Source organism: Burkholderia sp. AU44665 (assembly GCF_030504405.1).
In the GTDB taxonomy this organism is placed as follows: domain Bacteria; phylum Pseudomonadota; class Gammaproteobacteria; order Burkholderiales; family Burkholderiaceae; genus Burkholderia; species Burkholderia semiarida.
Map to the genome: position 1 here is coordinate 56,543 of NZ_JAUJRI010000026.1, position 20,640 is coordinate 77,182.

At 62.4% G+C, this 20,640-nt stretch carries 17 protein-coding genes and 2 pseudogenes; 13 read left to right on the forward strand and 6 right to left on the reverse strand.

The window, feature by feature from the left end:
* Positions 1-111 precede the first annotated feature (111 nt).
* Together QZM15_RS30055 and QZM15_RS30060 are read left to right on the forward strand one after the other, a co-directional pair.
* Positions 112-882 carry an SDR family NAD(P)-dependent oxidoreductase gene (locus QZM15_RS30055; RefSeq protein ID WP_011548515.1) on the forward strand — a complete coding sequence of 257 codons (771 nt, stop codon included), beginning with the start codon at positions 112-114 and terminating at the stop codon, positions 880-882.
* 144 nt (positions 883-1,026) lie between these two features.
* The gene (locus QZM15_RS30060; RefSeq protein WP_011695173.1) at positions 1,027-1,899 is read left to right on the forward strand and encodes a fumarylacetoacetate hydrolase family protein; all 873 of its coding nucleotides are present in this window, start codon (positions 1,027-1,029) and stop codon (positions 1,897-1,899) included.
* A gap of 87 nt (positions 1,900-1,986) precedes the next feature.
* Here QZM15_RS30060 and QZM15_RS30065 read toward each other — a convergent pair whose 3' ends face one another.
* The 4 genes from QZM15_RS30065 to QZM15_RS30080 all read right to left on the reverse strand — a co-directional run bounded on the left by QZM15_RS30065 (position 1,987) and on the right by QZM15_RS30080 (position 6,742).
* Positions 1,987-3,429: an amidase gene (locus QZM15_RS30065; protein ID WP_011695174.1), complete on the reverse strand. Its 1,443-nt coding sequence runs from the start codon at positions 3,427-3,429 to the stop codon at positions 1,987-1,989.
* Positions 3,430-3,465: 36 nt separating this feature from the next.
* On the reverse strand, positions 3,466-4,695 hold the full coding sequence (locus QZM15_RS30070) for an MFS transporter (RefSeq protein ID WP_011695175.1): 1,230 nt from the start codon (positions 4,693-4,695) through the stop codon (positions 3,466-3,468).
* A 22-nt stretch (positions 4,696-4,717) separates the two neighbouring features.
* Positions 4,718-5,656 (reverse strand): transporter, encoded by a 939-nt coding sequence (locus QZM15_RS30075; protein WP_011695176.1) that lies wholly within the window; start codon positions 5,654-5,656, stop codon positions 4,718-4,720.
* A gap of 78 nt (positions 5,657-5,734) precedes the next feature.
* Positions 5,735-6,742 carry a helix-turn-helix domain-containing protein gene (locus QZM15_RS30080; RefSeq protein ID WP_011695177.1) on the reverse strand — a complete coding sequence of 336 codons (1,008 nt, stop codon included), beginning with the start codon at positions 6,740-6,742 and terminating at the stop codon, positions 5,735-5,737.
* Between the two features lie 971 nt (positions 6,743-7,713).
* Here QZM15_RS30080 and QZM15_RS30085 point away from each other — a divergent pair.
* The 4 genes and pseudogenes from QZM15_RS30085 to QZM15_RS30100 all read left to right on the forward strand — a co-directional run bounded on the left by QZM15_RS30085 (position 7,714) and on the right by QZM15_RS30100 (position 10,167).
* Positions 7,714-9,090: a glycoside hydrolase family 28 protein gene (locus tag QZM15_RS30085; protein ID WP_011695179.1), complete on the forward strand. Its 1,377-nt coding sequence runs from the start codon at positions 7,714-7,716 to the stop codon at positions 9,088-9,090.
* A 143-nt stretch (positions 9,091-9,233) separates the two neighbouring features.
* A pseudogene (locus tag QZM15_RS30090) lies at positions 9,234-9,371 on the forward strand (IS66 family insertion sequence element accessory protein TnpB); the annotation flags it as partial.
* Positions 9,364-9,645 (forward strand): annotated as a pseudogene (locus QZM15_RS30095) (IS3 family transposase); the annotation flags it as partial. The pseudogenes QZM15_RS30090 and QZM15_RS30095, both read left to right, overlap by 8 nt.
* A gap of 219 nt (positions 9,646-9,864) precedes the next feature.
* Complete coding sequence (locus tag QZM15_RS30100; protein WP_109343338.1) at positions 9,865-10,167, forward strand: H-NS histone family protein; 303 nt, start codon at positions 9,865-9,867, stop codon at positions 10,165-10,167.
* 257 nt (positions 10,168-10,424) lie between these two features.
* On the opposite strand, the gene QZM15_RS30105 is transcribed toward QZM15_RS30100, so the two are convergent.
* Both QZM15_RS30105 and QZM15_RS30110 read right to left on the reverse strand, forming a co-directional pair.
* Positions 10,425-12,977 carry an AAA family ATPase gene (locus QZM15_RS30105; protein WP_226094264.1) on the reverse strand — a complete coding sequence of 851 codons (2,553 nt, stop codon included), beginning with the start codon at positions 12,975-12,977 and terminating at the stop codon, positions 10,425-10,427.
* 424 nt (positions 12,978-13,401) lie between these two features.
* Positions 13,402-13,866 (reverse strand): hypothetical protein, encoded by a 465-nt coding sequence (locus QZM15_RS30110; protein ID WP_109343336.1) that lies wholly within the window; start codon positions 13,864-13,866, stop codon positions 13,402-13,404.
* A gap of 907 nt (positions 13,867-14,773) precedes the next feature.
* On the opposite strand from QZM15_RS30110, the gene QZM15_RS30115 reads away from it, so the two are divergent.
* The 7 genes from QZM15_RS30115 (at position 14,774) to QZM15_RS30145 (ending at position 20,266) form a co-directional block, all read left to right on the forward strand.
* Positions 14,774-15,601 carry a DUF932 domain-containing protein gene (locus QZM15_RS30115; protein ID WP_109343335.1) on the forward strand — a complete coding sequence of 276 codons (828 nt, stop codon included), beginning with the start codon at positions 14,774-14,776 and terminating at the stop codon, positions 15,599-15,601.
* A 75-nt stretch (positions 15,602-15,676) separates the two neighbouring features.
* On the forward strand, positions 15,677-16,342 hold the full coding sequence (locus tag QZM15_RS30120; RefSeq protein WP_109343334.1) for an LPD29 domain-containing protein: 666 nt from the start codon (positions 15,677-15,679) through the stop codon (positions 16,340-16,342).
* 18 nt (positions 16,343-16,360) lie between these two features.
* Positions 16,361-18,160: a phosphoadenosine phosphosulfate reductase family protein gene (locus QZM15_RS30125; RefSeq protein WP_109343333.1), complete on the forward strand. Its 1,800-nt coding sequence runs from the start codon at positions 16,361-16,363 to the stop codon at positions 18,158-18,160.
* Between the two features lie 464 nt (positions 18,161-18,624).
* A complete protein-coding gene (locus QZM15_RS30130; RefSeq protein ID WP_109343350.1) occupies positions 18,625-19,278 on the forward strand; it encodes a DNA methyltransferase in 654 nt (217 codons plus the stop codon).
* A 23-nt stretch (positions 19,279-19,301) separates the two neighbouring features.
* On the forward strand, positions 19,302-19,808 hold the full coding sequence (locus tag QZM15_RS30135; RefSeq protein ID WP_109343332.1) for a hypothetical protein: 507 nt from the start codon (positions 19,302-19,304) through the stop codon (positions 19,806-19,808).
* Positions 19,809-19,857: 49 nt separating this feature from the next.
* Positions 19,858-20,025 carry a hypothetical protein gene (locus QZM15_RS30140; RefSeq protein WP_174392484.1) on the forward strand — a complete coding sequence of 56 codons (168 nt, stop codon included), beginning with the start codon at positions 19,858-19,860 and terminating at the stop codon, positions 20,023-20,025.
* Positions 20,026-20,077: 52 nt separating this feature from the next.
* The gene (locus tag QZM15_RS30145) at positions 20,078-20,266 is read left to right on the forward strand and encodes a hypothetical protein (protein ID WP_109343331.1); all 189 of its coding nucleotides are present in this window, start codon (positions 20,078-20,080) and stop codon (positions 20,264-20,266) included.
* Positions 20,267-20,640: the final 374 nt, after the last annotated feature.

Here is a 20,640-nt window from a genome sequence, read left to right on the forward strand (position 1 = left end):
GCGTTCTCCGCGAGGCGAGCTGATTCATGGACGCGGCAAGACGAGTAATGTCCGCGTTGGCGCGGCCGCGCATGCGGAACTGATCCAGACATTTAAATTAAGGAAGCCAAAATGAACGATTTTTCCGGTAAGAAACTTCTTGTCGTCGGTGGCACCAGCGGTATCGGGCTCGCAACGGCCAAACAAGTGCTGAAAAGCGGCGGTAGCGTCGTCTTGACGGGAAACAGGAAAGACAAAGCTGAAGCGGTCCGTGCCGAACTGAGCGGGCTCGGTCCGGTCTCCGTGATTGCGGCGAACCTCATGACAGAGGAAGGCATGAACGCCATTCGCTCGGAGATCAACGCGAATCACAAAGATATTTCGCTTCTGGTGAATTCCGCGGGCATCTTTGCTCCGAAGGCCTTCATCGACCACGAAGAATCTGATTACGACATGTACCTGTCGCTCAATCGTGCCACTTTCTTCATTACGCGGGACGTGGTCAGGAACATGCTCGCTGCGAAGCTCCAAGGCGCTATCGTGAACGTCGGGTCGATCGGAGCCCAGGCAGCGCTGGGCGACTCCGCGGCATCGGCGTATTCCATGGCAAAAGCAGGTCTGCACGCGCTCACGCGCAATCTCGCGATTGAACTCGCCGATGCGGGTATCCGAGTGAATGCTGTCTCGCCGGCGATCGTACAGACGTCGATTTATGAAGGCTTCATGGCGAAGGAAGACATTGCCGGTGCGATGAAAGCGCTCGAGTCGTTTCATCCGCTCGGACGCGTCGGTACGCCCGAAGACGTTGCAAACACGATCGTCTTCCTTCTTTCAGACAAGACCTCGTGGGTAACCGGTGCCATCTGGAATGTGGATGCGGGGGTGATGGCCGTGCGCAAATGATGGCTGTTTGGATGTACGCGCGCTAGCAGTACATGGGCGACGGAAACGTGATGAAGGAGGGGCTACCGCTGCCTCCAGCGGTGCTCCAACAGGACATTGAAGGCGTAGTCGGCGACTTCATGGACGGCGAGCAAGGAGTGTGCGATGCGATTTGCAGTCTATAAAAAGGATGGGCACCGCGGCATCGCGGTGGAGCACGGCGGGCGATGGTTCGGGCTGACCGCCGAGGACACCGCCTATCCGGGCGATCTGGATGCGCTGCTGGCGCACGGCGCTGATCTTGCCGAAGTGGGCGCGCTTCTCGCGCGCGGCGCGCCGGTCGATCTCGAGGCGGTGCGCTTGCTGCCGCCGTTCGGACGGTCAGGCAAGATCGTCTGTGTCGGATTGAACTACCTCGACCACTCGACCGAGACCGGGTTTGCGAAGCAGGCCTATCCGACCGTATTCGCGCGGTTTGCGTCGAGCCTGATCGGCCATGGCGACCCGATCGCGCTGCCGGCGCAATCGTCCCAACTCGACTACGAGGGCGAACTAGTGGCGGTGATCGGCAAGGGCGGACGCAGCATAGCGCGCGAGCGGGCGCTCGATCACGTCGCCGGCTATTCGATTTTCAACGACGCCACGCTGCGTGATTACCAGTTCCGCACGCCGCAATGGACGATGGGTAAGAACTTCGACGGGACGGGGGCATTCGGGCCGTGGTTCGTCACGGCCGACGAACTGCCGCGCGGCTGCAAGGGGCTGAAGATCCAGACGCGCCTGAACGGGGCGGTCGTGCAGGAGGCGTCGACGTCGGACATGATCTTCGATGTCGAGACGCTGGTCGTGCTGCTGAGTGACGTGATGACGCTGCAGGCCGGCGATGTGATCGTCACGGGCACGCCTGCCGGTATCGGGATGGCGCGCGAACCGCAGCTCTGGATGAAAGCCGGAGACGTCTGCGAAGTCGAGATCGAGCGGCTCGGCGTGTTGCGCAACCCGGTCATGCCGGCGGCGATGGTCCGGCGCGACGCCTGACGGACGCGCATGGTGCCCTGCGCTCGGCTCGCCAAACGCGCCCGTGCACTCAGTCGCCTGCAGCCAGGAAGTTCACCGGACCGTCAGTCAAACGCAAAGCGGGGGGATCCGATCCGCCCACGGTGCAGCGCGCTCAAGCTGCGCGGCGAGCGAGAACAGCAGCGACTCTGCGCCGAACGCCCCCGCGAAATGGCTGCCGATCGGCAGGCCTTGCTCGTCCCAGTAAAGCGGCACCGACATCGCGGGCTGACCGGTCGCGTTGAACCATGCCGTGAACGGAGAAAACCGATGCGCGCGATCGATGACTTCGCTCAACGACTGCGTGTCGTCCGCGGTCGCAAGTTCGGCCGGCGCAAGCGGCGGCATTGCGAGCGTCGGCGTTAGCAGCACGTCGTAGCGCTCCATCAACCGGCCGAACGTCCGGCCCAATGCATGGATCCAGTCGACGGCGCTCGCGTATTCGGCGCCGCTTGCATTGCCTTTCTCCCGCAGGATGATACGGGTGCGGGCCTCGATTTCGCCGTCGCGCACCGGAAGTCCGCGCTGGTTGCCTATCATGTCGACCAGCGCACGCGTTTGTGCGCCGATGATCGTGAATACACGGTCATAGAACGCCTCCGAATCGACCGGACTATCGAGCGGCTCGACGTGGTGTCCGAGCGAGCGCAGCAACGCGACGGTATGTGCGAGTGCGGGTCGGCAGGCCGGATGAAGCGGCCACGGTGGCGCTTGCTCGATCACGGCGATTTTTAGCGGCCGCGGATCGCGCTGCGTGGCCGCGAGAAACGTCTCCGGTTGGCATGGCGCCGCATAGGGCGCGCCGGTATCGGCACCCGCGGTCAGGTCCAGCAGGGCGGCGCTGTCGCGAACCGAGCGCGTGATCGCGTGGTTGATGGCCATGCCGGCCCATCCTTCGCCGATCATCGGGCCATTCGGCGTTCGGCCGCGTGTCGGCTTCAATCCGAACACGCCGCAGCAGGACGCGGGCACCCTCAGCGAGCCACCGCCGTCGTTGCCGTGCGCGAACGGCAGCACGCGCGCGGCGACAAGCGCTGCCGCGGCGCCGCTCGATCCGCCGGCGCTCACATGCGGATTCCACGGATTGCGTGTGACGCCGAAACGCGCTGAGGAGGTGCAAAACGACGTGCCCAGTTCGGGCGACAGCGAGGTTCCAGCGATCGGTATGCCCGCGCGCCGTAGGCGCCCCACGAGTTCGCCGTCGAAGTCGGGCCGGTAGTCGCCGAACAGGAACGATCCGTTCGCCATGCGTGCGCCGCGCACCGGCATGAAAAGGTCCTTGATGAGTGTCGGGACACCGGCGAGTACGCTCTCGTGGCCAGTGATGGTCGATGCGGCTAGTCTGGCCGTTTCGTCGAGGCGCTCTGCGACGGCATTCAGCGAGGGGTTGATCGCGTCGAGACTGGCGAGGACGGCGTCCAGCAGTTCCGTCGGCGTTACTTCTTTCTCGCGAACGAGCGCCGCGAGCGCGATGCCATCATGCGTGGCGATGAGCGTTTGGAAATCTTTCATAGGTCTATCGTTCGAGAACAAGACAATGGGAGTGGATCAATCGTCGCCGCGGCTACGAAATGCCGGCAGCAACCACAGCAGTGCCGTGGCGGCTGTACCGGACGCGATGGAGACGATTGCGGGACGCAGTCCGCCGAACGCCTGTGCACATCCGAGCACGACCAACGGGCTGAGGAACTGGCCCAAATAGAGCGCGGCTGTGAAACCGCCCAGGGCGCGGCCACGAATCGCGAGCGATAGCCTGCGCATCAGCGGCAGGATTGCGTTTGGGACCAGCATGCCGCCGCCGAAGCCGTGAATCACGACCGCCACGACGATGGCCGGCACCGTATTGGCGCTCGCAAGCAGATACAGACCCACCGCAAGCAGCACAAGGAGCGCGACATTGACGAAGCGCCGGCCGAGCGAGTCGCGCAACCATGGCCATGCGATGGAGCCGGCCAGCGTCGAAAGCAAACCGATACCCGAGACCGCACCGATCATCGTCGACGAGTGCTGCCCGATGTCGATCATCAGCTGCGGCATCTGCACCGGGACCACGAAGGAACTGACCATTCCGACGCAGATCAGCAGATAGCCAATGGCGAGCGTCGACGCGAGCTTGCCGCCGGACAGCGGCGTGCCGCCGTCGCCCGGCTCGGCGGGCCGACCATGACGCAGCGGCTCCCACAGCAGGGCGGCAATCGCAGGTATGAGCAGGATCGGCAGCAGGTAAAGATAGAACGGATAGCGCCATGCGTGCTCGCCGGCCGCGCCGCCGAGCACGAAAAAAATCGTGCCGACGACACCGATCGTGACGACCTGCCGGTTCACGTAGCGCACCCGTTGTTCACCGTGCCAGTAGTCGCCGATTAACGTCGTGCAGCACGTCATCACGCACGCTTCCGCGGCGCCGAGCGCGAACCGGCAGACGAGGATCGCGGTGAAACTGTCGAGCCATGCCGGCGCAGCGCCGACCAGCCCGTACACGAGCGTTGCTAGCAAAAGCAGCATCTTGCGTCCGACGCGATCGGCAAGCCAGCCGGCGAGCGGCGCGCACAGCGCGATCGCAAGGGCGGGGCCCGTCGCGACGAGCGGCACGAGTGCGGCGAGGCGCGGGTTGGCTGGCACGAAGTCCGCCGCGAGTTTCGGCAGGATCGGCGCGATCATGACTGCGCCCATTACGGTGAGACTGCTGCCGAGCAGCAGCACAGCACCCTGGCTGGCGCCGGCTTGCCTAGCGGCACGTGAATATGGCGCGGTATGCGTGGAAGAAAGCGGATTCATCGACTGCTCCCGAATCAGAACATCAGAACGACAGCGCGGCACGCAGCGCGATTTGGTACCCCTGCGCGTGGTTTTGCGCACCGAATTCCTTGTAAACGTGCAGCCATACCGCCGGCTTTCCCGGTTCGACATAGCTGATCGCGGGGCCCAGCGCGTTCACGTGCGCGCGGTTGCCGTCGACATTCGGGCCGTGGTCGTTGCTCAGTTGCCGCTCGATGTAGCCGCCGAGGCCGGCGGTGAACGGGCCGATGTGCTGTCCGAGCGCGAATTCCTGGCGGAACCCGGTGCCGCTTCGATAGTTCGTTGCACGGTTCGTCGTGTTCTGATCGACCTCGATGCTGGTCGAGATTTCGAATCCGCTGTCGGTGATGTACGTTGCGCCGATGATCGGCGAGAAGGTCCAGTGGTTGACGCCAGGATTGAAAAGTCGAGTGGACCGATAGGCTCCCGTTGGCGCCTGCACTTGGAGTGCGACGTTGACGAACAGATTAGGCAAAGTCCACGCGAGAATCAGCGGCTGGAAATCCGCATCGCCGATATTGGTCGGATCGGCCGACATTGCGAGCGTTCCGGCGGGCGTCGGTACGTTCACGTGCCCGTTCAGATTCAGGAACGGCACGATCGCGCCGAAGCCGACGTTCGCGCCGAACAGCCTCGCGTTTGTCATTCTGATGTATGCGAGGCTCCACGACGCGGCTGTTAATGAGAAGTCGGCATTGCCGCCGTTGCGCATCGTGTGCGTCGAGTAGTACGCGAAGCGTGTGGCGAGCGTGCCGTTGGGCGTGGGCGGCGGCGTCATCCCTGCGCCGAAATCGAACACGCCGAACGGCGTGATCGGGCCGTCGTTTTCAAGCGCGCCAGCGCTCTGACATGCGAGCGTTGCCGCCAATGTGCCGATCGCGACGACGGTGGTGCGTGTGCGACAGTGCCGCACGCCATGCGGGCGTCTGAGGACTTTCATCGTGCCGTTTCCCGTACAGTTGAAATGTGTACGGAGTCTAGGAACGTCAAAATCCGGCGCGTTATCCGCTTTTGGTAATTATCGTGGGGGGCGTTTGAGCGTATCGGACGGCAGTTCGCCGAACAGTTCCCGGTAGTGCGACGCGAATCGGCTCAGGTGCCAGAAGCCCCAGCGGCACGCGACGTCGCTGACCGAAGCGCTCGCCGGGGAATGTTCGCGCAGTTCGCGACGCACCGAGTTGAGCCGTACCACACGCAAGTACCACGCAGGATGCGTGCCGAGGATTTCCTCGAAGCAGTACTGCAGCTTGCGCCGGCTCGCGCCCACCGCACGGCATACGTCGAGCACGGTCAGTGGAACGCCGGGCTGCGAGATCACGAGCTCGCGCACGCGGTCGACGATGCGACGCCGCGCGGATGGATCGAGCCGAACGGGTCGGCCGGCCGCTTCAAGCGCGTCGACGAGTTCGATCAGAATAGTGTCGCGCAGCGCCTTGCGCGTCTGCAGACGCGCAAGGCGCTGCTCCGACGTGTCTGCAGCGCTGAAACCCGCTACCAGCAAGGATTTCAACGCTTCGTAGCGGGCCACCGGCACGCGCGCGATGCTGGTTTCGCTAGACGGCGTTCCGCCGGCTTCGCCATCGTTATCGCCGAGCCATACCAGCCTGCGAAGCGTATCGGTTGGGACAGTCAGCAATACGACGTCCTGGTGGTCCGGGGTGCGCAACTCCGGCAGCGATGTGCCGCTGGAGACAAGCAGCGCTTTGTCGCGCAGCGGTGAGCCGCCGCAGTATCCGGTGCCTGAGGTTTCCAGCGGGATGCTGAACGACGTGCTACCGGCGCACTGGTCGCCGCGTTTCAGCAGCGAGCGATTCACGCGTTCCCTCAGGAGCTGCATCTCGTCGAGGCGGATCGCATGGACGGTACCCTGGAAAGGCCCAGGCGAGAGCTGATCGAGGTGGATCGACCAGCCGTGCGTGCATTCGGCGAGGCTGTCGACGTCATTGCAGGTGAAGCGCCGGATGAACGGCATCCCGTCGGTCGAAGAGTCGCCGGTTGTCGCGGGCGGCAACGAGGTGTACGGCATGGCAGGTTGGGCGATGGACGAAGACCAGTGCTGACAGTGCGCACACCATAAATCGGTGACAATGCGTCTTTACCCCGAGGCCGGACGTGCCCGACGCGCTCGCGGCTGGCAGACCTTCGGCCGACGACGTCGGCGGCGAATTCACGAGCCAGCCTCCGTCATCGACTTCCTGATAGCGCCGCATCAGCGGGTTGACTTGGCGAACGCTCAGACCGATCCGTTACGCTGCACGCCCGGGTTTCCAACCCATCTCGGCGATCAGCATCACCTTGGTTCGGTCAAGTTCTCGCATGGCGCACTCAGTGAGATTGAGTACCGGGAGAGTCTCGGGCTGACGACATAACCGATCGTATGTCTATGCAGTTATTACTAGTGCATACAGAAGAGAGACCTAAATTTTCAAAATAATTACAAAAAACGACGAATATTAATATTCGCGTAAGAGTTTGATCGATGAATTTCAAAAAGAACTCCGGAATTTTGCTAGTGCGGCGAGAATGAGGGCGCGACTGGAGAGTCGATATTTGATTTAGAGCTATTGCATCTTTTATTTATTGTTTGATCAAAAATCTGCGGTTGCTGGATGCACGTCAATGACTATGCAGCGTATAATTAAGTGAATTTGAAAGCCATATGTCATAAATTGCTTTGTACATGAGGGGGCGCCGGGAGATGCAACTTGTTTGACGCCTGGTTATCGCATAAACAGAGGCGCCATTGTGATTGCTGCTCGCACTCCCGTCAGTGCCATCACTTTGCCGACGTTCTCAACTGAGGATCATTATGGTCACCGATCCGTGTTAGTGCGCAGGGATTCGAGAAAAATCCGAGGCCCTGAGCAGTATCCTGGGATACGTGTTGTGTCCCGGCCGAGGTTCGTCCGGCGGCGAATTGCGACTCATAGGTTACCCCCCCCACTGCTTGCCGGCTGCACCTATTTCGCTCTCTTATTTTAAATACAAGGAAAACCAATGAAAGGCAAAAGCAGCACGCGCCTCGTCCTAATGCTCTCCGCCTTGGCCGCGCTCGCCGTGCAAGCGTCCGCACAAGCGGCCACCTGCACGCCGCAGTGGAGCAGTTCGGCCAGCACCAACACCACGAATCTGCAGAACGCCATCCAACAGTGCGCCGCCAGCGGCACCAGCAGCAGTCCGGGCCTGGTCGACCTGGCCAGCAACAACGGCATCTCGACGGCGGTCATCACCAGCGTGAATCTCGCCAGCAATATCGTGCTGAAGTTGGAGAAGGGCTTCACGCTGAAGGGCTCGCCCGCGCAGCCCTCGAGCGGCGCAATGCTGACCGGCAGCAATCTGAGCAACCTGACCATTACCGGCACCGGCGCGATCGACGGCGACGGACAGGACTACTGGCCTGCCGCAGTCGGGCAGAACAATACGGCCCGGCCCAAACTGATCGCCATCACCGGCTCAAACCTGCAGATTGGCTCGAACTTCACCGATGCCGGCAAATCGCAGTCGATCGTGGCCTTCCCGAGTTCGTCCAATGCTACCGGCAGCGCACTGATCATCCGCAACTCGCCGAAGGAGCAACTGGTGATTGAATCGGGCTCGAAGAACGTCACGATCGACGGCGTGTGGATCTACGCGAATCCGAACCGCAATGCCAGCGGTGACGATCTCGCGCCGAACACCGACGCGATCGACATCATCGGCACCCAGACGGCGACCATCAAGAACTGTCTGCTCGACACCGGCGACGACGATATCGCCATCAAGTCAAACGCGGGCGGGGCGGCCACCTCGAGCGTCAACGTCAGCCATTGCGTGGTGGGCGGTGGTCATGGCATCTCGATCGGCGGCCAGGAGGCGGCCGGCACCACGCTCGCCAAGCCCGGCGTCTCGCAGGTGACGGTCGACACGATGCAGTTCAGCGGCACCGACTACGGCTACCGGATCAAGACCGACCAGACCGCCAAGGACAGCGGTGCCACCACCGGCGTGACCTACCGGAACACCTGCATGCGCAACGTCCAGCAGCCCTTCCTGTTCACCTACGCCTACGCCTCGGGCACCGGCGGCGCCCTGCCGATCATCGCCAACGTCACCATCGACAACGTGATCGCCACCGCCACCAAGCAGCAAGGCGCCATAATCGGGCTCTCGAACAGCCTGATGGGCGTGCCAAAATCGGGCGACACGGGAATCAGCATCACCAATAGCCAGATCAGTGGCGGTAAGGCCTTCTCCGTGACCGACGGCGAATTGCAACTGGGCAGCCACAGCAGCGCGACGACCTCGACCGGTTCGAACGGACAAGTAGTGGGGATTCCGGATACCGGCGCGACGCTGTCCTGCCCGAGCAGCATCACGATCCCTGCGCAGATTTGAGCGACATGGGGACACGTCTTCGGTAGGGGCCAAATTAGGATCAAAACGCCTGATGCGTAAGCGCGAAATCCTCCGCACCTAGCCGGCACTGCTGAATCGATCCACGATTGCGTCCGCAACTCACACTTGCGGACGCAACCACGATGACAGCTGACACGATTGACCTCGTTTACCTGCCCCTGAAGGTGATGCACGTTTCGCCGCACGGCAAACGGTCGTTCGATCCAGATGGGAAACGCCGCCTGGTCGAAGCATGCTTGCAACCCGGCGCGTCACTATCGTTGGCCAGGCTGGCTTACCCGGATACGGGAGGCCAATCTGATCCGTTCAATGTCGTGCAAGGGCTGCTCGCCCCATAACGCGGCGTGCGAAGGCTTCTTGGGACGGCTGAAAACGGAACTGTTTTACTCTCGAGACTGACAGACCATCACCACCGACCTATTCATCGAGGTCGTCGACTCGTACATTCGCTGGTACAACGAGAAACGGAGCAAGATCTCGCTTGGCGCACTCAGTCCGATTGAGTACCGGGAGAGTCTCGGGCTGACGACATAACCCAGTCCAAGAATTCCGCCGCACCCCCAAACGCGACACCTGAACTTGGGACCTACATGTACGAGTTCGTTAAGTTTAGTTATGTAAAATCGTTAGGATTGCTTCGGACCGAGTTGGCGTCATGGAGTTGGAACCTCGGGGCATCGTTGCAATGTGGCGCGTGTATATAATGAGCTGTTCTCTCGTCAGCTATCTCTCAAAGGAAACTCTTCTATATTTATGGCTACCTATCTTGAGCTGAAGGCCCAAGCAGAGGCGCTGGCACAGCAAGCCGAAGAAGCGCGGCTTGCTGAGCTTCACAGCGTCATCACCACGATCCGCGAACAGATCGCCGAATACGGCATCACGCCCGACCAACTCTTCGGTCGTCGGCGTGCAGCAGCGCCGAGCGCACGTGCCCCGATCGCACCGAAGTATCGTGATCCGAAGACCGGTGCCACCTGGAGCGGACGTGGGAAGGCACCGCACTGGATTGCTGATGCGAAGAATCGCAATCGGTTTCTGATTCCGGACGCGGAATAACGCCGCGGAAATTGACGTGCCGGGCCCGGCCGCCGCCGGGCACTCGAATTGGTTTAATGGCTTGATCGCGCCCTTATGATTACGTTCCCTATGTTGCTGGTGCGTTCATCCCGACGGCGGGGGCGGCATGCGACCGCGAATGGCGGTTCGGGTGCGACGCGAATGGCTCTGAGCGACCCGGAGCGGTCTGCGGTCCCGAGGATGTGGTACGACCGCTCCGAACCGAAAAGCGGCCGCCCAAATGTCGAAATGAGTAATCAGCGTCGCTGTTGCAATTGAACTAAGCCAGTATCGAGCGCCGTGATCGCACCGACAATTCGTCGCACGGTCGCGCGGTCGAACTCATTGTCACGTTCTGCATCGTGCGTCCCACTGTTGAGATAACCCCATTCGATCGCTCCACCGTTGATCCCCAGAAGGTCATCAAGCGCCGCGATCACTGAGAGTATCGCCGGATTTGGATTCGGCAAGCGCGCCAAAGCTCCACGCAACTTCGTGCACTTGTTGTTAAGCTCCCACTTCGCTCTAGGCCCGGCCAACTTGAGCTCCAGCCGACCGTCACCGCGCCTTCCCAACCATGTCCACAAACGGTCAGTCAGACTTTCAATTGCAGGTCTCGAATGGCGTAGGGCGTCCCGCTTTTCGTCGGCGGCAAGGGAGGCTTGAGCAAGCAGCACGTAGTTCTTCGTGGGCGGATCACTATCGACCCGTAGGTCGTGTTCGCCTTCATGAGGAAGAAATTTATAGACTTTGATTATCTGCGCCCGATCGGCGCCCAACTCCTGTTGGATACGGTGTAGAAATTCTTCCGCGTGAGAAGTCAGAATGACTTGCTTGCCGTCGAGCAGGTTGTCTTCAAAAAAGGTTCTCCAAATCCCATTTCGGTGTTCGTCGTCGATTGCGTTCACAACGTCATCGAAGATAACAACTGGACAACCTTGCTCAATGTTCTTTGCAAGCAATATCGCCAATCCCAAGCACTTGATATGTCCCTCGCTTAGGATGACCAGCGCGTCATAACGAACTCCGGGTTCGCCTGCGAACTCGATCTCGATCTTGCCATTCTCCGCGAGCGGAAGCCACAAGGCATGAAGGAGATCGGCCGGCGGATCATCCCGATTGAACGAGTTGTACAGATCCCTAGCTCGTTGGCCTAGCCCCTGCAGCAAGAGTGCAGGCAATCCGTCTAGATATTGCTTCAAGGCCAAGAGGAAGCCGTCGTAACTGTCCTTGATTACCTGATGATGGGCAATCGTATTCGCCTCCACTGCCACTTCTGCCATCAGTTCCTGATTCGCCAATTCGAACTGCGCAACTTCAGCTTGCGCCTGGAGGACGGCTTGCTGGCTGGTAGCGCGAATGGTCCTACAGCGCTCGATGTCGGACCGGTATCCGTCGAGACGCTCACGCTCCTGGCTCAGTTCCAGGCGTTGATCCAGAACTCGCCGACTTTCAGCATCCCGTTGCTCTATTGCGGTGACCAGGCCTAGCAACGTCCGCCAGAAGTATTGATTGTTGTCCACCCATGGCTGGAGCCACCCTCCAACTGCCACTTGTGGCAGTACCGGCAAATTGGCGGCTCTAAGCTCTTCGGGACTAACGACCGTGAGGGCGCGAATGGCCGCAGACATGGTCAAAAGCAAATTCTGAAGCGCGCCGCTCAGTGCTTGGCTATGCAGTTCCTCCTGACGCTGGATGGCCGCGAGCTCTGCGAGCTGCTGCAGGCCGGCCCGGGCTCGGTCGAACGGGTTCTGCGCAACCTGACCGAGATCGGTTCCGCACGCAGGGCACGAAGTCGCACCCTCGCTCAACTGCAGCACGGCGTTATATAGCTGCGTATAAGAAACGTCCGCGGCGCGAGCGGCCAATTGCTCTCTCGCGGCTCGTAAAAGCGCGTCGATGCGATATGCCTCTGCAAGCAGGGCAGCGAGATTGGCCTGAGTAGTGCCATGGAGCTGTGGCGGTGCCGCGTTGAGAAGCCCTTGGACATAGGGAAGCCGCCCCTGTGTCTGTGCAGTTCCGAACAACCAGTCGCAGACTTCGGCGAACGATTTACCCGGCCATATGCGTTCAGCCAGTGCTGCCTCGTCGCGGTTCAGTTGCGCGAGCTTATCTGGGTTCGCTCGGATGAGTTGTTCAGATGCGGCCAACTGGGTACGGCGTGCTGCCAGCGCCAACGCCTTCACACCAAGCAGGTTAAGGTTCTCGTCTAAGTTCGGATTGAAGCCTCGCACGAACTCGCTAAATTGGTCCACCCCGAACAGAGTGGCAATCAGTTGGCGCTGGTCACCAGGAGTTCGCGCGGCTATGCGGGCAAAGTCATCCAACCGGTTTTTTTCGATGAAACAGAATCGGTACGCATCTTCGTTCGCCGCTACCGCGGCAGGGGCAGCTTCGCCTGCACGAGACGTCAGGACCGGCACCGTATGCCGGCGAAGTCGTGCGTTGTTGCAGTAGACGCGATGATCTACGCGCTTGACCTTCGCCTCGCTGATGAAACCGAGCATAGCCGTTTCCAGCGCTTCGCAGAAGCTACTCTTTCCGGTGCCGTTGGCACCATAGACCAGCGTTATGTCTCGGCTGAGGTCGAAAGTCTCCTGGCGCATGAAGCCGCGAAACGGCCCCACGTTTAGTTCATGCAAACGTCCCATGATCTGCTCGCGCGCATCAGGCAACGCCTCCAGCTGAATCTCGGGTGCGGTCGTAAGCAGATCGTTGACAGCGATGGGTGCGAGCCGCACTGAGCGGGCGCGTCGCGCGGCCCCCACTTCCGCAAGATGATCTAGGTTGGCGAGCACCAGATTAGCCATTCGCCGCACATTTTCCGGTGCTGGAGACGTGGCAAGCGATACAAGAAACCTCTGATACTCAGCGAGAACGGAGGCCATAAACGCTCCCTAACGAATTTTTCTATCCGTGGATTGTGTGGTGAGCATCCGCCCCGCGTTGCGCAACTTTCACTATGTCTAAGAGGCGCACAGTCCCCGGTCGCGTGAACGTCTGCATACGGCTCATTGCTGAAAGATATCATCACTGATGCACGATGCGCGCTTCTACCGGCAGCGCGCCGAGATACCGGCTATTCGCTGAATTGGCTGGGAACGACAACTTCAATCGCCATGCCCCATCGCTCATCCGGCAGGATTCAAAGTGAACCTGCCATTGGAACGACAGCCGCCTGAATTGTACGAATGGCAACTATTGGCCGCAAGCGGCCAACGGCCGAGAGCGCGATCACCGTTCGGCCAGTTGCTCGAACTCGTCGCGTTCGCCGAAGAAGTCTTGCTGTCCCGGTAACGGCGCCGGCGGCCGCCGCGCTGCGCGCGGCCGCGGATGCCCGGCGCGCTTCAACGTTCGGGCGATTGCCTGTAGCTGCGCCCACATCCGGTCTGCGTCGGCCGCCGACAGCGTGTCGGCCGCCGCTTCGAGCGCACTGACGAGCGACTCGAGGTTCGCCGGCGCGGCAGCCAGCGTCGTACGTGCTTCAGTCCGTCGCTGGCTCTCCTGGTAGACCTCCAGCCAGCGCGCGAGCGCCTTGCGCTCGGCGCTGCTCAATATCTCGAGCAGCTGGGCTGGTATCGGCTCGTCGGCGCGAAACGTGCCGAGCACGTGCTCGCGCCGACGCCCCCTGGTCGGGGGCTGTGTGGGAGGTGCGACGCGCAGCACCTTGATGAGGCGTCCCTGTTCTCGAATGAGCATCGACTCGTCTTTGATTTCACACGATCACGCCAAAGCATAGCGCAACCGCGTGTCGCGTTGATGCTGCGAAACGCGGACCTGCCTATCTAGTCCCGCGGCCTTGGGGCCGCGAGAGGGGCGCTCGTTGCGCGGCGAGCGCTTGCTGCCTCGTGTATCCCCATGCCTTCAGCCTTTGCGCGCGCGGTTCCAAACGCGTTCGTGTGGGATTTGCGGCCGACCCTGGGCGCCTCCCTTCGCTTCGCTACGGGCCGGGCTTTCGCGCTGCGCGTCGAGCCTCGCTGCGCGAGTCTCGCCCCCTTCGGGCTTCAATCCCTGACGCAAACCCGATACCCCCTATACGGCCGGGGCTCCGCCCCGATTGGGCGCTCGCCGCGCGGCGAGCCGGTGCTGTCTCAACTTTCCGCATACCGCCAGTCCCCTGCGCTCGCCGTCCCAAACGCGACCGTAGCCCACCGTCGTTCGCATTCAAGGGTGCGCTTCGCCGGCCGCGGCACCCGTTCGGTGCTCGCCCTTCGGGCTGCGCTCCGCATGCGGCTTTGCGACCGCCCTTGAACACGCCCGCCGGCAGGCTCCTGCAGTCGCGGGACGACGAACTCAGGGGACTGGCGGCAGCAGTTCTGCAGAAGTCAAGGCATCACCGGCACGTACCCCTACGAGGGGAGCTCCGAATCTTGGGGCCCGGGCGGCCTGCAATACAAACCACCTTCGAATGGAGGTCTCGATGGAAACGAACCGCCTGCACCATTGGATAGTAGTCCTTCAGTGTGCGTACATGGAATACACGTACACGCCATGGGATGGACGCAACTACTACCGACGCACGGTCGACTATCGCCACGTCGTTTGGTGTTGACGGACACCGTCGAAATCCCTCTGCCTCGCAACTGAATTTTCAACGGAGAAAGCCATGAAACTCGCAACCACGTTCAGCCGCACAGCCCCGATTCTTCGTTCGAGCACGCCGCTCAATGACGACCAAATCCGGCAGGTCGCACCATCGATCTTCGCGGCCGACAAGCACGACTCCCGGTCGGAGCGTTACACGTATATCCCGACTATCGAGATCCTGACGAAGCTGCGTGCGGAAGGGTTTCAGCCCTTCATGGTCTGCCAAACGCGCGTGCGCGACAGCGGCAAGCGCGAGCACGCGAAACACATGCTCCGCCTGCGCCATGCCACGCAGGTCACGCAAGCCGACTCACCGGAAATCATTCTCCTCAATTCTCACGATGGTTCGAGCAGCTATCAGATGCTGGGTGGGTACTTTCGCTTCGTCTGCGAAAACGGCCTCGTGCTCGGCGACACGACGCACGACGTGCGCGTCCCGCACAAGGGCAACGTAGTCGACGACGTCGTCGCCGGCGCGTACGACGTACTCGACGGCTTCGACTTGATCCGCGAGGTCAAAGAAGGCATGTCGGAAGTGCAGCTCGATGAGCACGAGCAGCACGCTTTTGCTCGAGCCGCCCTCGCCTACCGCTACGACACCACGATTGCGCCGGCGCCGGTCACGGAAGAACAGGTACTCCGTCCGCGCCGTACCGCGGATGCCGGTAACGACTTGTGGACGACCTTCAACCGCGTGCAGGAATCCTTGATTCGAGGTGGGCAACCTGGCCGAACCGCGACCGGACGCCGCACTCGCACGCGGGCGGTCACGGGCATCGACCAGGACGTCAAGTTGAACTGTGCGCTTTGGGTTCTCGCCGACGCGCTGCGCACCCGTAAGAGCTAAGCCCCACCACGCGCCGACGATTTCCGTCGGCGCCTCTCAGAACGTTGTCGTGTTCCATTTCTATCGAGGTCGATCATGATGCATGCCACCGGAAACAACTTCTCCCGCTCTACTGAATCGGTGCGTGCCCGCACCAGCTCCGGCGACGCGACGCCGCCGAAAGTCATCGCCGATACGCTCAACCTCATCGAAACGGCGCAGCTGGTACAGACGATTCTCGGGGAGGCATTCCCCACGACGTCGTTTGCGATCGCCGTCGCGAAGAAAGCGAACGGCTCACACCTGACGGTCGATTGGACCGACGGCCCGCGTGACCTGCAGGTGGCTCGGCTCGTGTTGCCGCTGCAAGCCACACGCGTGGTCGACGGGGGGAAGGTCATGCGGGTCGAGCACTTCATGCTGACGTCGGCCGGCCGGTTGACGGTTCACCTCGCTGCGGACCGCATCATCCTGTCGAGACAGTTCAGCGATCACGTAATTGCACGCGCAATTGAGCGCCTCGCGGTGCGCTACGCAGACTTTTTGGCACCCGACGTCCGGGCGGCTATGACGGTTGAGGGTTATCGCGCGGGCCGGCTGCAGCTGCTCGAGATCGTCGGCGTGCACCGGGCCGGCAGCCGTCGATCGGGAGCCAACGTACAGATGGACGTCGACGCGATGCTTGCGGAAACCACGGACGCGCACGGGTTTCCCCGGTCGGTCACGGGCGCACGGCTGTTTGTGCGGCGCGACACCCACTGACCACGGAAGCCGAGCGCTATGGAAACGGTCGAAATGTTCGTGCAGGCGGAACTGCGCCCCACCGTCGATCAGCGCGGCGAACGCGCGCTCGAGGCGCTCGGGGCACTGTTCGCCGCGAATCGGATGGTGATTTGCCAGTTCAGCGCGGGCAAGGATAGTGGAGTTGTGACGAGCCTCGCGCTGGACGCAGCACGTCGGCATGCTGCCGCCGGCGGCCGGCCGCTCGTCTGCGTGATTACGGCCGACACCCTGGTCGAGTCGCCCGAGATGGTAGAGCACGCGCGTCGGGAGCTGGGGAAGATGGAGGCCTATGGTCGCGCTCACGGATTCGAGGTGCGCGTGCTGGTTGTCGCACCGTCACTCGCGACGTCCTGGCAACTGTCGGTCCTCACGGGCCGCGCCCTGCCGAGCTACGCCGGCACGAATTCGGACTGCTCAGTCTCGTTGAAGATCGAGCCCAGCCGCGTCGGTCGCAATCAGTTATATCGCGAGGCACGGAAGGCCGGCTATGCAGAACCCGTGATCTTGCTCGGCACCCGCTTCAACGAAAGTGAGCGCCGCAAGGCGAAGATGACCGCCCGCGGCGATCGCGCCGATACGCCGGTCCGCAACAGCGACGGCGAACTTACCCTCTGCCCCATCGCCGACTGGTCGACTGAAGATGTCTGGGAGTTTATCGGCGAAGTCTCATCCGGGCTGCGCCGGACCTACACGGACTTCGAAGAGACGAAGCGGATCTACGCGCATGCCGGCAACAGCAGCTGCGCGATCGTGTCCGATCTCACGTTCGAGGAGGCGTCCGCCGGCAAGCGTGTGCGACGCGGAAACTGCGATGCGCGCACCGGCTGCTGGACCTGCCAGCAAGCCGATGATCGTTCGCTCGCCGAGATGATCCGCTTCGACGGAGATCGGTACGCCTACGCACGCGGCCTGCAGCAGCTGAACCGGTTCATCCGCGCGATCCGTTACGACTGGTCGCGTCGAAACTGGGTCGGTCGCACAATCCGTCAAGGGTACATCTGCGTCGAACCGGATACGTTCGGTGCGGCTACCGTACGCGAGCTCGTCCGGTACATGCTGACAATCGATCGTGACGAGAGGATCCGCGCCCGCCGCGCTGGAACGCAACCAAAATTCCAGACTCTACCCCTGCCGATGATGATTGCCGTCGACGCAATGCAGTCGCTGCAGGGACTCGCTGCCCCCTTCGCAATCTGGGCCGACTACCGGGACATCTGCGAGCGTGGCGTGAGTTATTTCGTACCGGAAATCGCACCGGTCGCGCCGGCACCGTTGCCCGAGCCGCTGTTCCTGAAGGTCGGCGCCGAGTGGGACGATACGGCGGATCAGTGGACCGGGTTTCGAGATCCGCTGATGGAGGCTTTGACGGAGCGCTCGCCGTGCGCGCCGACTGTGTTGGACCTGGGTGATGGAAAGAGCACTTGGCGCGTCCGCACCGGCGATCGCTTCGACGTCGACCTCGACTCGGCCGAGATGATCCTGGAGTTCGAAGCGGATCGCCTCGCGGCGATGCACGACCGCGGCTTTCATCCCGGCGGGATCACGACCGGCTATCGGTGGTACCTGAACTACGGCGCGCTCACCCTCTCCCATAAGCAGCAGCTGAAGCACGATGAAGTGGCCCGTCGCACCGACTTCAAGGATCGGCTCGGCCTGAACCTCGGGCACGACATCGAGCAGCTCCTCGCATACGGTGTGCGCTTTAGCGAACTTCCCGAGGAAGCGCGGCGGGCTTGGGCGCATAAGGCCACGACGGATGGTGCACAGACTTCCTTGGCGTTCGAGCTCGAGGCGTAGTGGCTGACGCTGGTTGGTGATCAACCACCTCGGTTCCCCCATTTCCACGATCCCAATTTCGCGCGGCGGCCGCTTCGCGGCCGCTACACGGAAATCGCGATCGCGCTCGGCGATCTGCGTCCGCCGTCGCGCTCATGTCCGTGACGCAACACCACTCCCGCGCCCGGCGCCTACGAGCTAGCCAAGCGCCTCGCATCCCTTCCGCAGTCGACCTTTGAACCCGGAGCCCACGTTCGCCCGCCGTAGCCTGGCGGCCGGACCATTGCGCCGCGCGCGACGAGTGTCGCACGGCGCCCTGCTCCTGCAAGGGGCTTTCGCGGCATATCCTCGCGCGCTTCGCGCACTCCGGTATTCCACGGTCCCCTTGCCCGCCATTCTCCCGCGGGCGCTCGCCAGCTCCGGGTAGCACGGTTTGCGAGCCGCATCGCTCCGGCTGCCCTTATCTCAACTCTATGGAGCTGACCGTGAGCTATTTGTACAACGGCGACTGCCTGGTCGCCATGCCCCAACTCGCCCCTGAATCCGTCGACTGCATCGTCACGGACCCGCCCTATCTCGTCAATTTCCGCGATCGGAGCGGTCGCTCGATCGCGAACGACGTAAACGGCGACTGGCTGGCGCCGGCGTTCGCCGAAATGTTCCGCGTGTTGAAGCACGACGCCGTATGCATTTCGTTCTACGGCTGGAACAAGGTCGACCTGTTTTTCGACGCATGGAAGGCGGCCGGCTTTCGCGTGGCTGGACACTTCGTTTTCACGAAGTCCTACGCGTCCAAGGCCGGCCTGGTGAAGTACCAGCACGAATCGGCCTACCTGCTCGCCAAGGGGCGGCCCGCGGCGCCGGCCGCGCCGATCGCCGACGTCATGCCGTTTCCGTACAGCGGCAACCGCCACCATCCGACCGAAAAGCCGGTCGCCGCGCTGCGCACACTCATTTCCGCTTTTACGCAGCCCGGCGACGTCGTACTGGATCCGTTTGCAGGCTCCGGCTCGACGTGTGTTGCCGCGCGCGAGCTCGGGCGCCGGTATATCGGCATCGAGCTGGACGCGACCTACTTTGCGGCCGCAAAGGCGCGCCTGACGGCGCCCGTCGCCGGCGCCGCCTTGGCCGCCGCCTAAGACCAGACCTGAGGACAATCACCATGCGACTGATCGTTTCAGCCTTTTCCGGTCTCGAGCAGCTCGACCATCCCCGCACGAACGAGAACGGCGACCCCGTGGACGTGTTTTGTGTTCGCCTCGACGCCGCGGCGCGGTTCCCCCACCGCGCCAGCGACCTGGACATGGCGCGTATCTACCGGTATCGCAATTCCTTCGAATTCAGCGCCGGCACCTACGTTATGCACGACATTTTCCGCGAGCGCCTGGCCGAGCTCGCCGATTACCCGGCGATCTCGATCGGCGCCGCGCGAATCTGCCACACGAACGGCGCGATCGCTGCAAAGGACGGCCCGTTTAAGGAACTGATCGATTTCTCGATCACGTCGGGAACGATCGGGTCGCGGACCTCCGCGAAGCTGGCCGACGATTTCAGCCGGTTCATCGGAGCGATCGACGCTGACCTCGATCACCTGTTCGCCGAGCTGTACCGCAACTGGTATTTCGCCTTTTGCCTGGCCGAGAACTGCGGCGCAGTGCAGCTTTCTTGACCACACGAGCGCCGGCCGCGCGCCGCGGCCGGCACAACTGGAGAACAGCATGCCCCGATATTTGATTGATGCAATTTTGGCCGCGATCGCAGCCAACGCCTTCGGCCCGGAGATCTCGTACGTGTGGGATTCCGACACGGAAATCGAAATCCTGCCGACGTCGTTGCGTTACGCGATGCTGGAAGCGTTCCAGGCCGGTCAGTGCGCCCGGCGATAAATTCACCCGCCTGCCCGGGCTTTGCCCGCGGCAGGCCTCTGCCGAGACACCCATGAACAAAGGCGAATTCGAAATGTTGCTGTTTGCGATCGCGCGTATCCATCTGAACATCGACACGCTTGAAACGCGCCACAGCGATCGGCTGGACTTTCACGATTGCGCGGTCTGGTGCATCCGCGACGCGCTCGCGGCGGCATTCGACGCCGGTGTTGTTCACGGCCGCGGTGCCGCCGCGAGGTGACGCGCGTCCGCCGGCGCGCGCCTGGTGCCGGCGGCGATCCCCGATCAATCATGTTCCACCGCCGGCCTGGCCCCGCGGGCCCGGCCGGCGACTGGAACGCGGAAGGCCGTTTCCGTACCGCGAAATGTTCCACTGATACCGGGCGGCCCACCCCGTCCGCATCGAGCGGCCGGCGCGGGCGGTGGACCGCTCGCCCCAGCTGGCCGCGGCGGATCCGCGCCGTTCTGATTATCCAGCCGGCGCGCGGCACCTTGCGCGCCCGGCTGCGCCAGGCACGCAAGCCGCACGCACCCGCGCGCCGGGTACACGGGCTGTCCGCTCCTGGGGCTCGGCCGCCGCCGGCGTCCGGCCCCGGCGCTGGCCGCCCCGCCAGC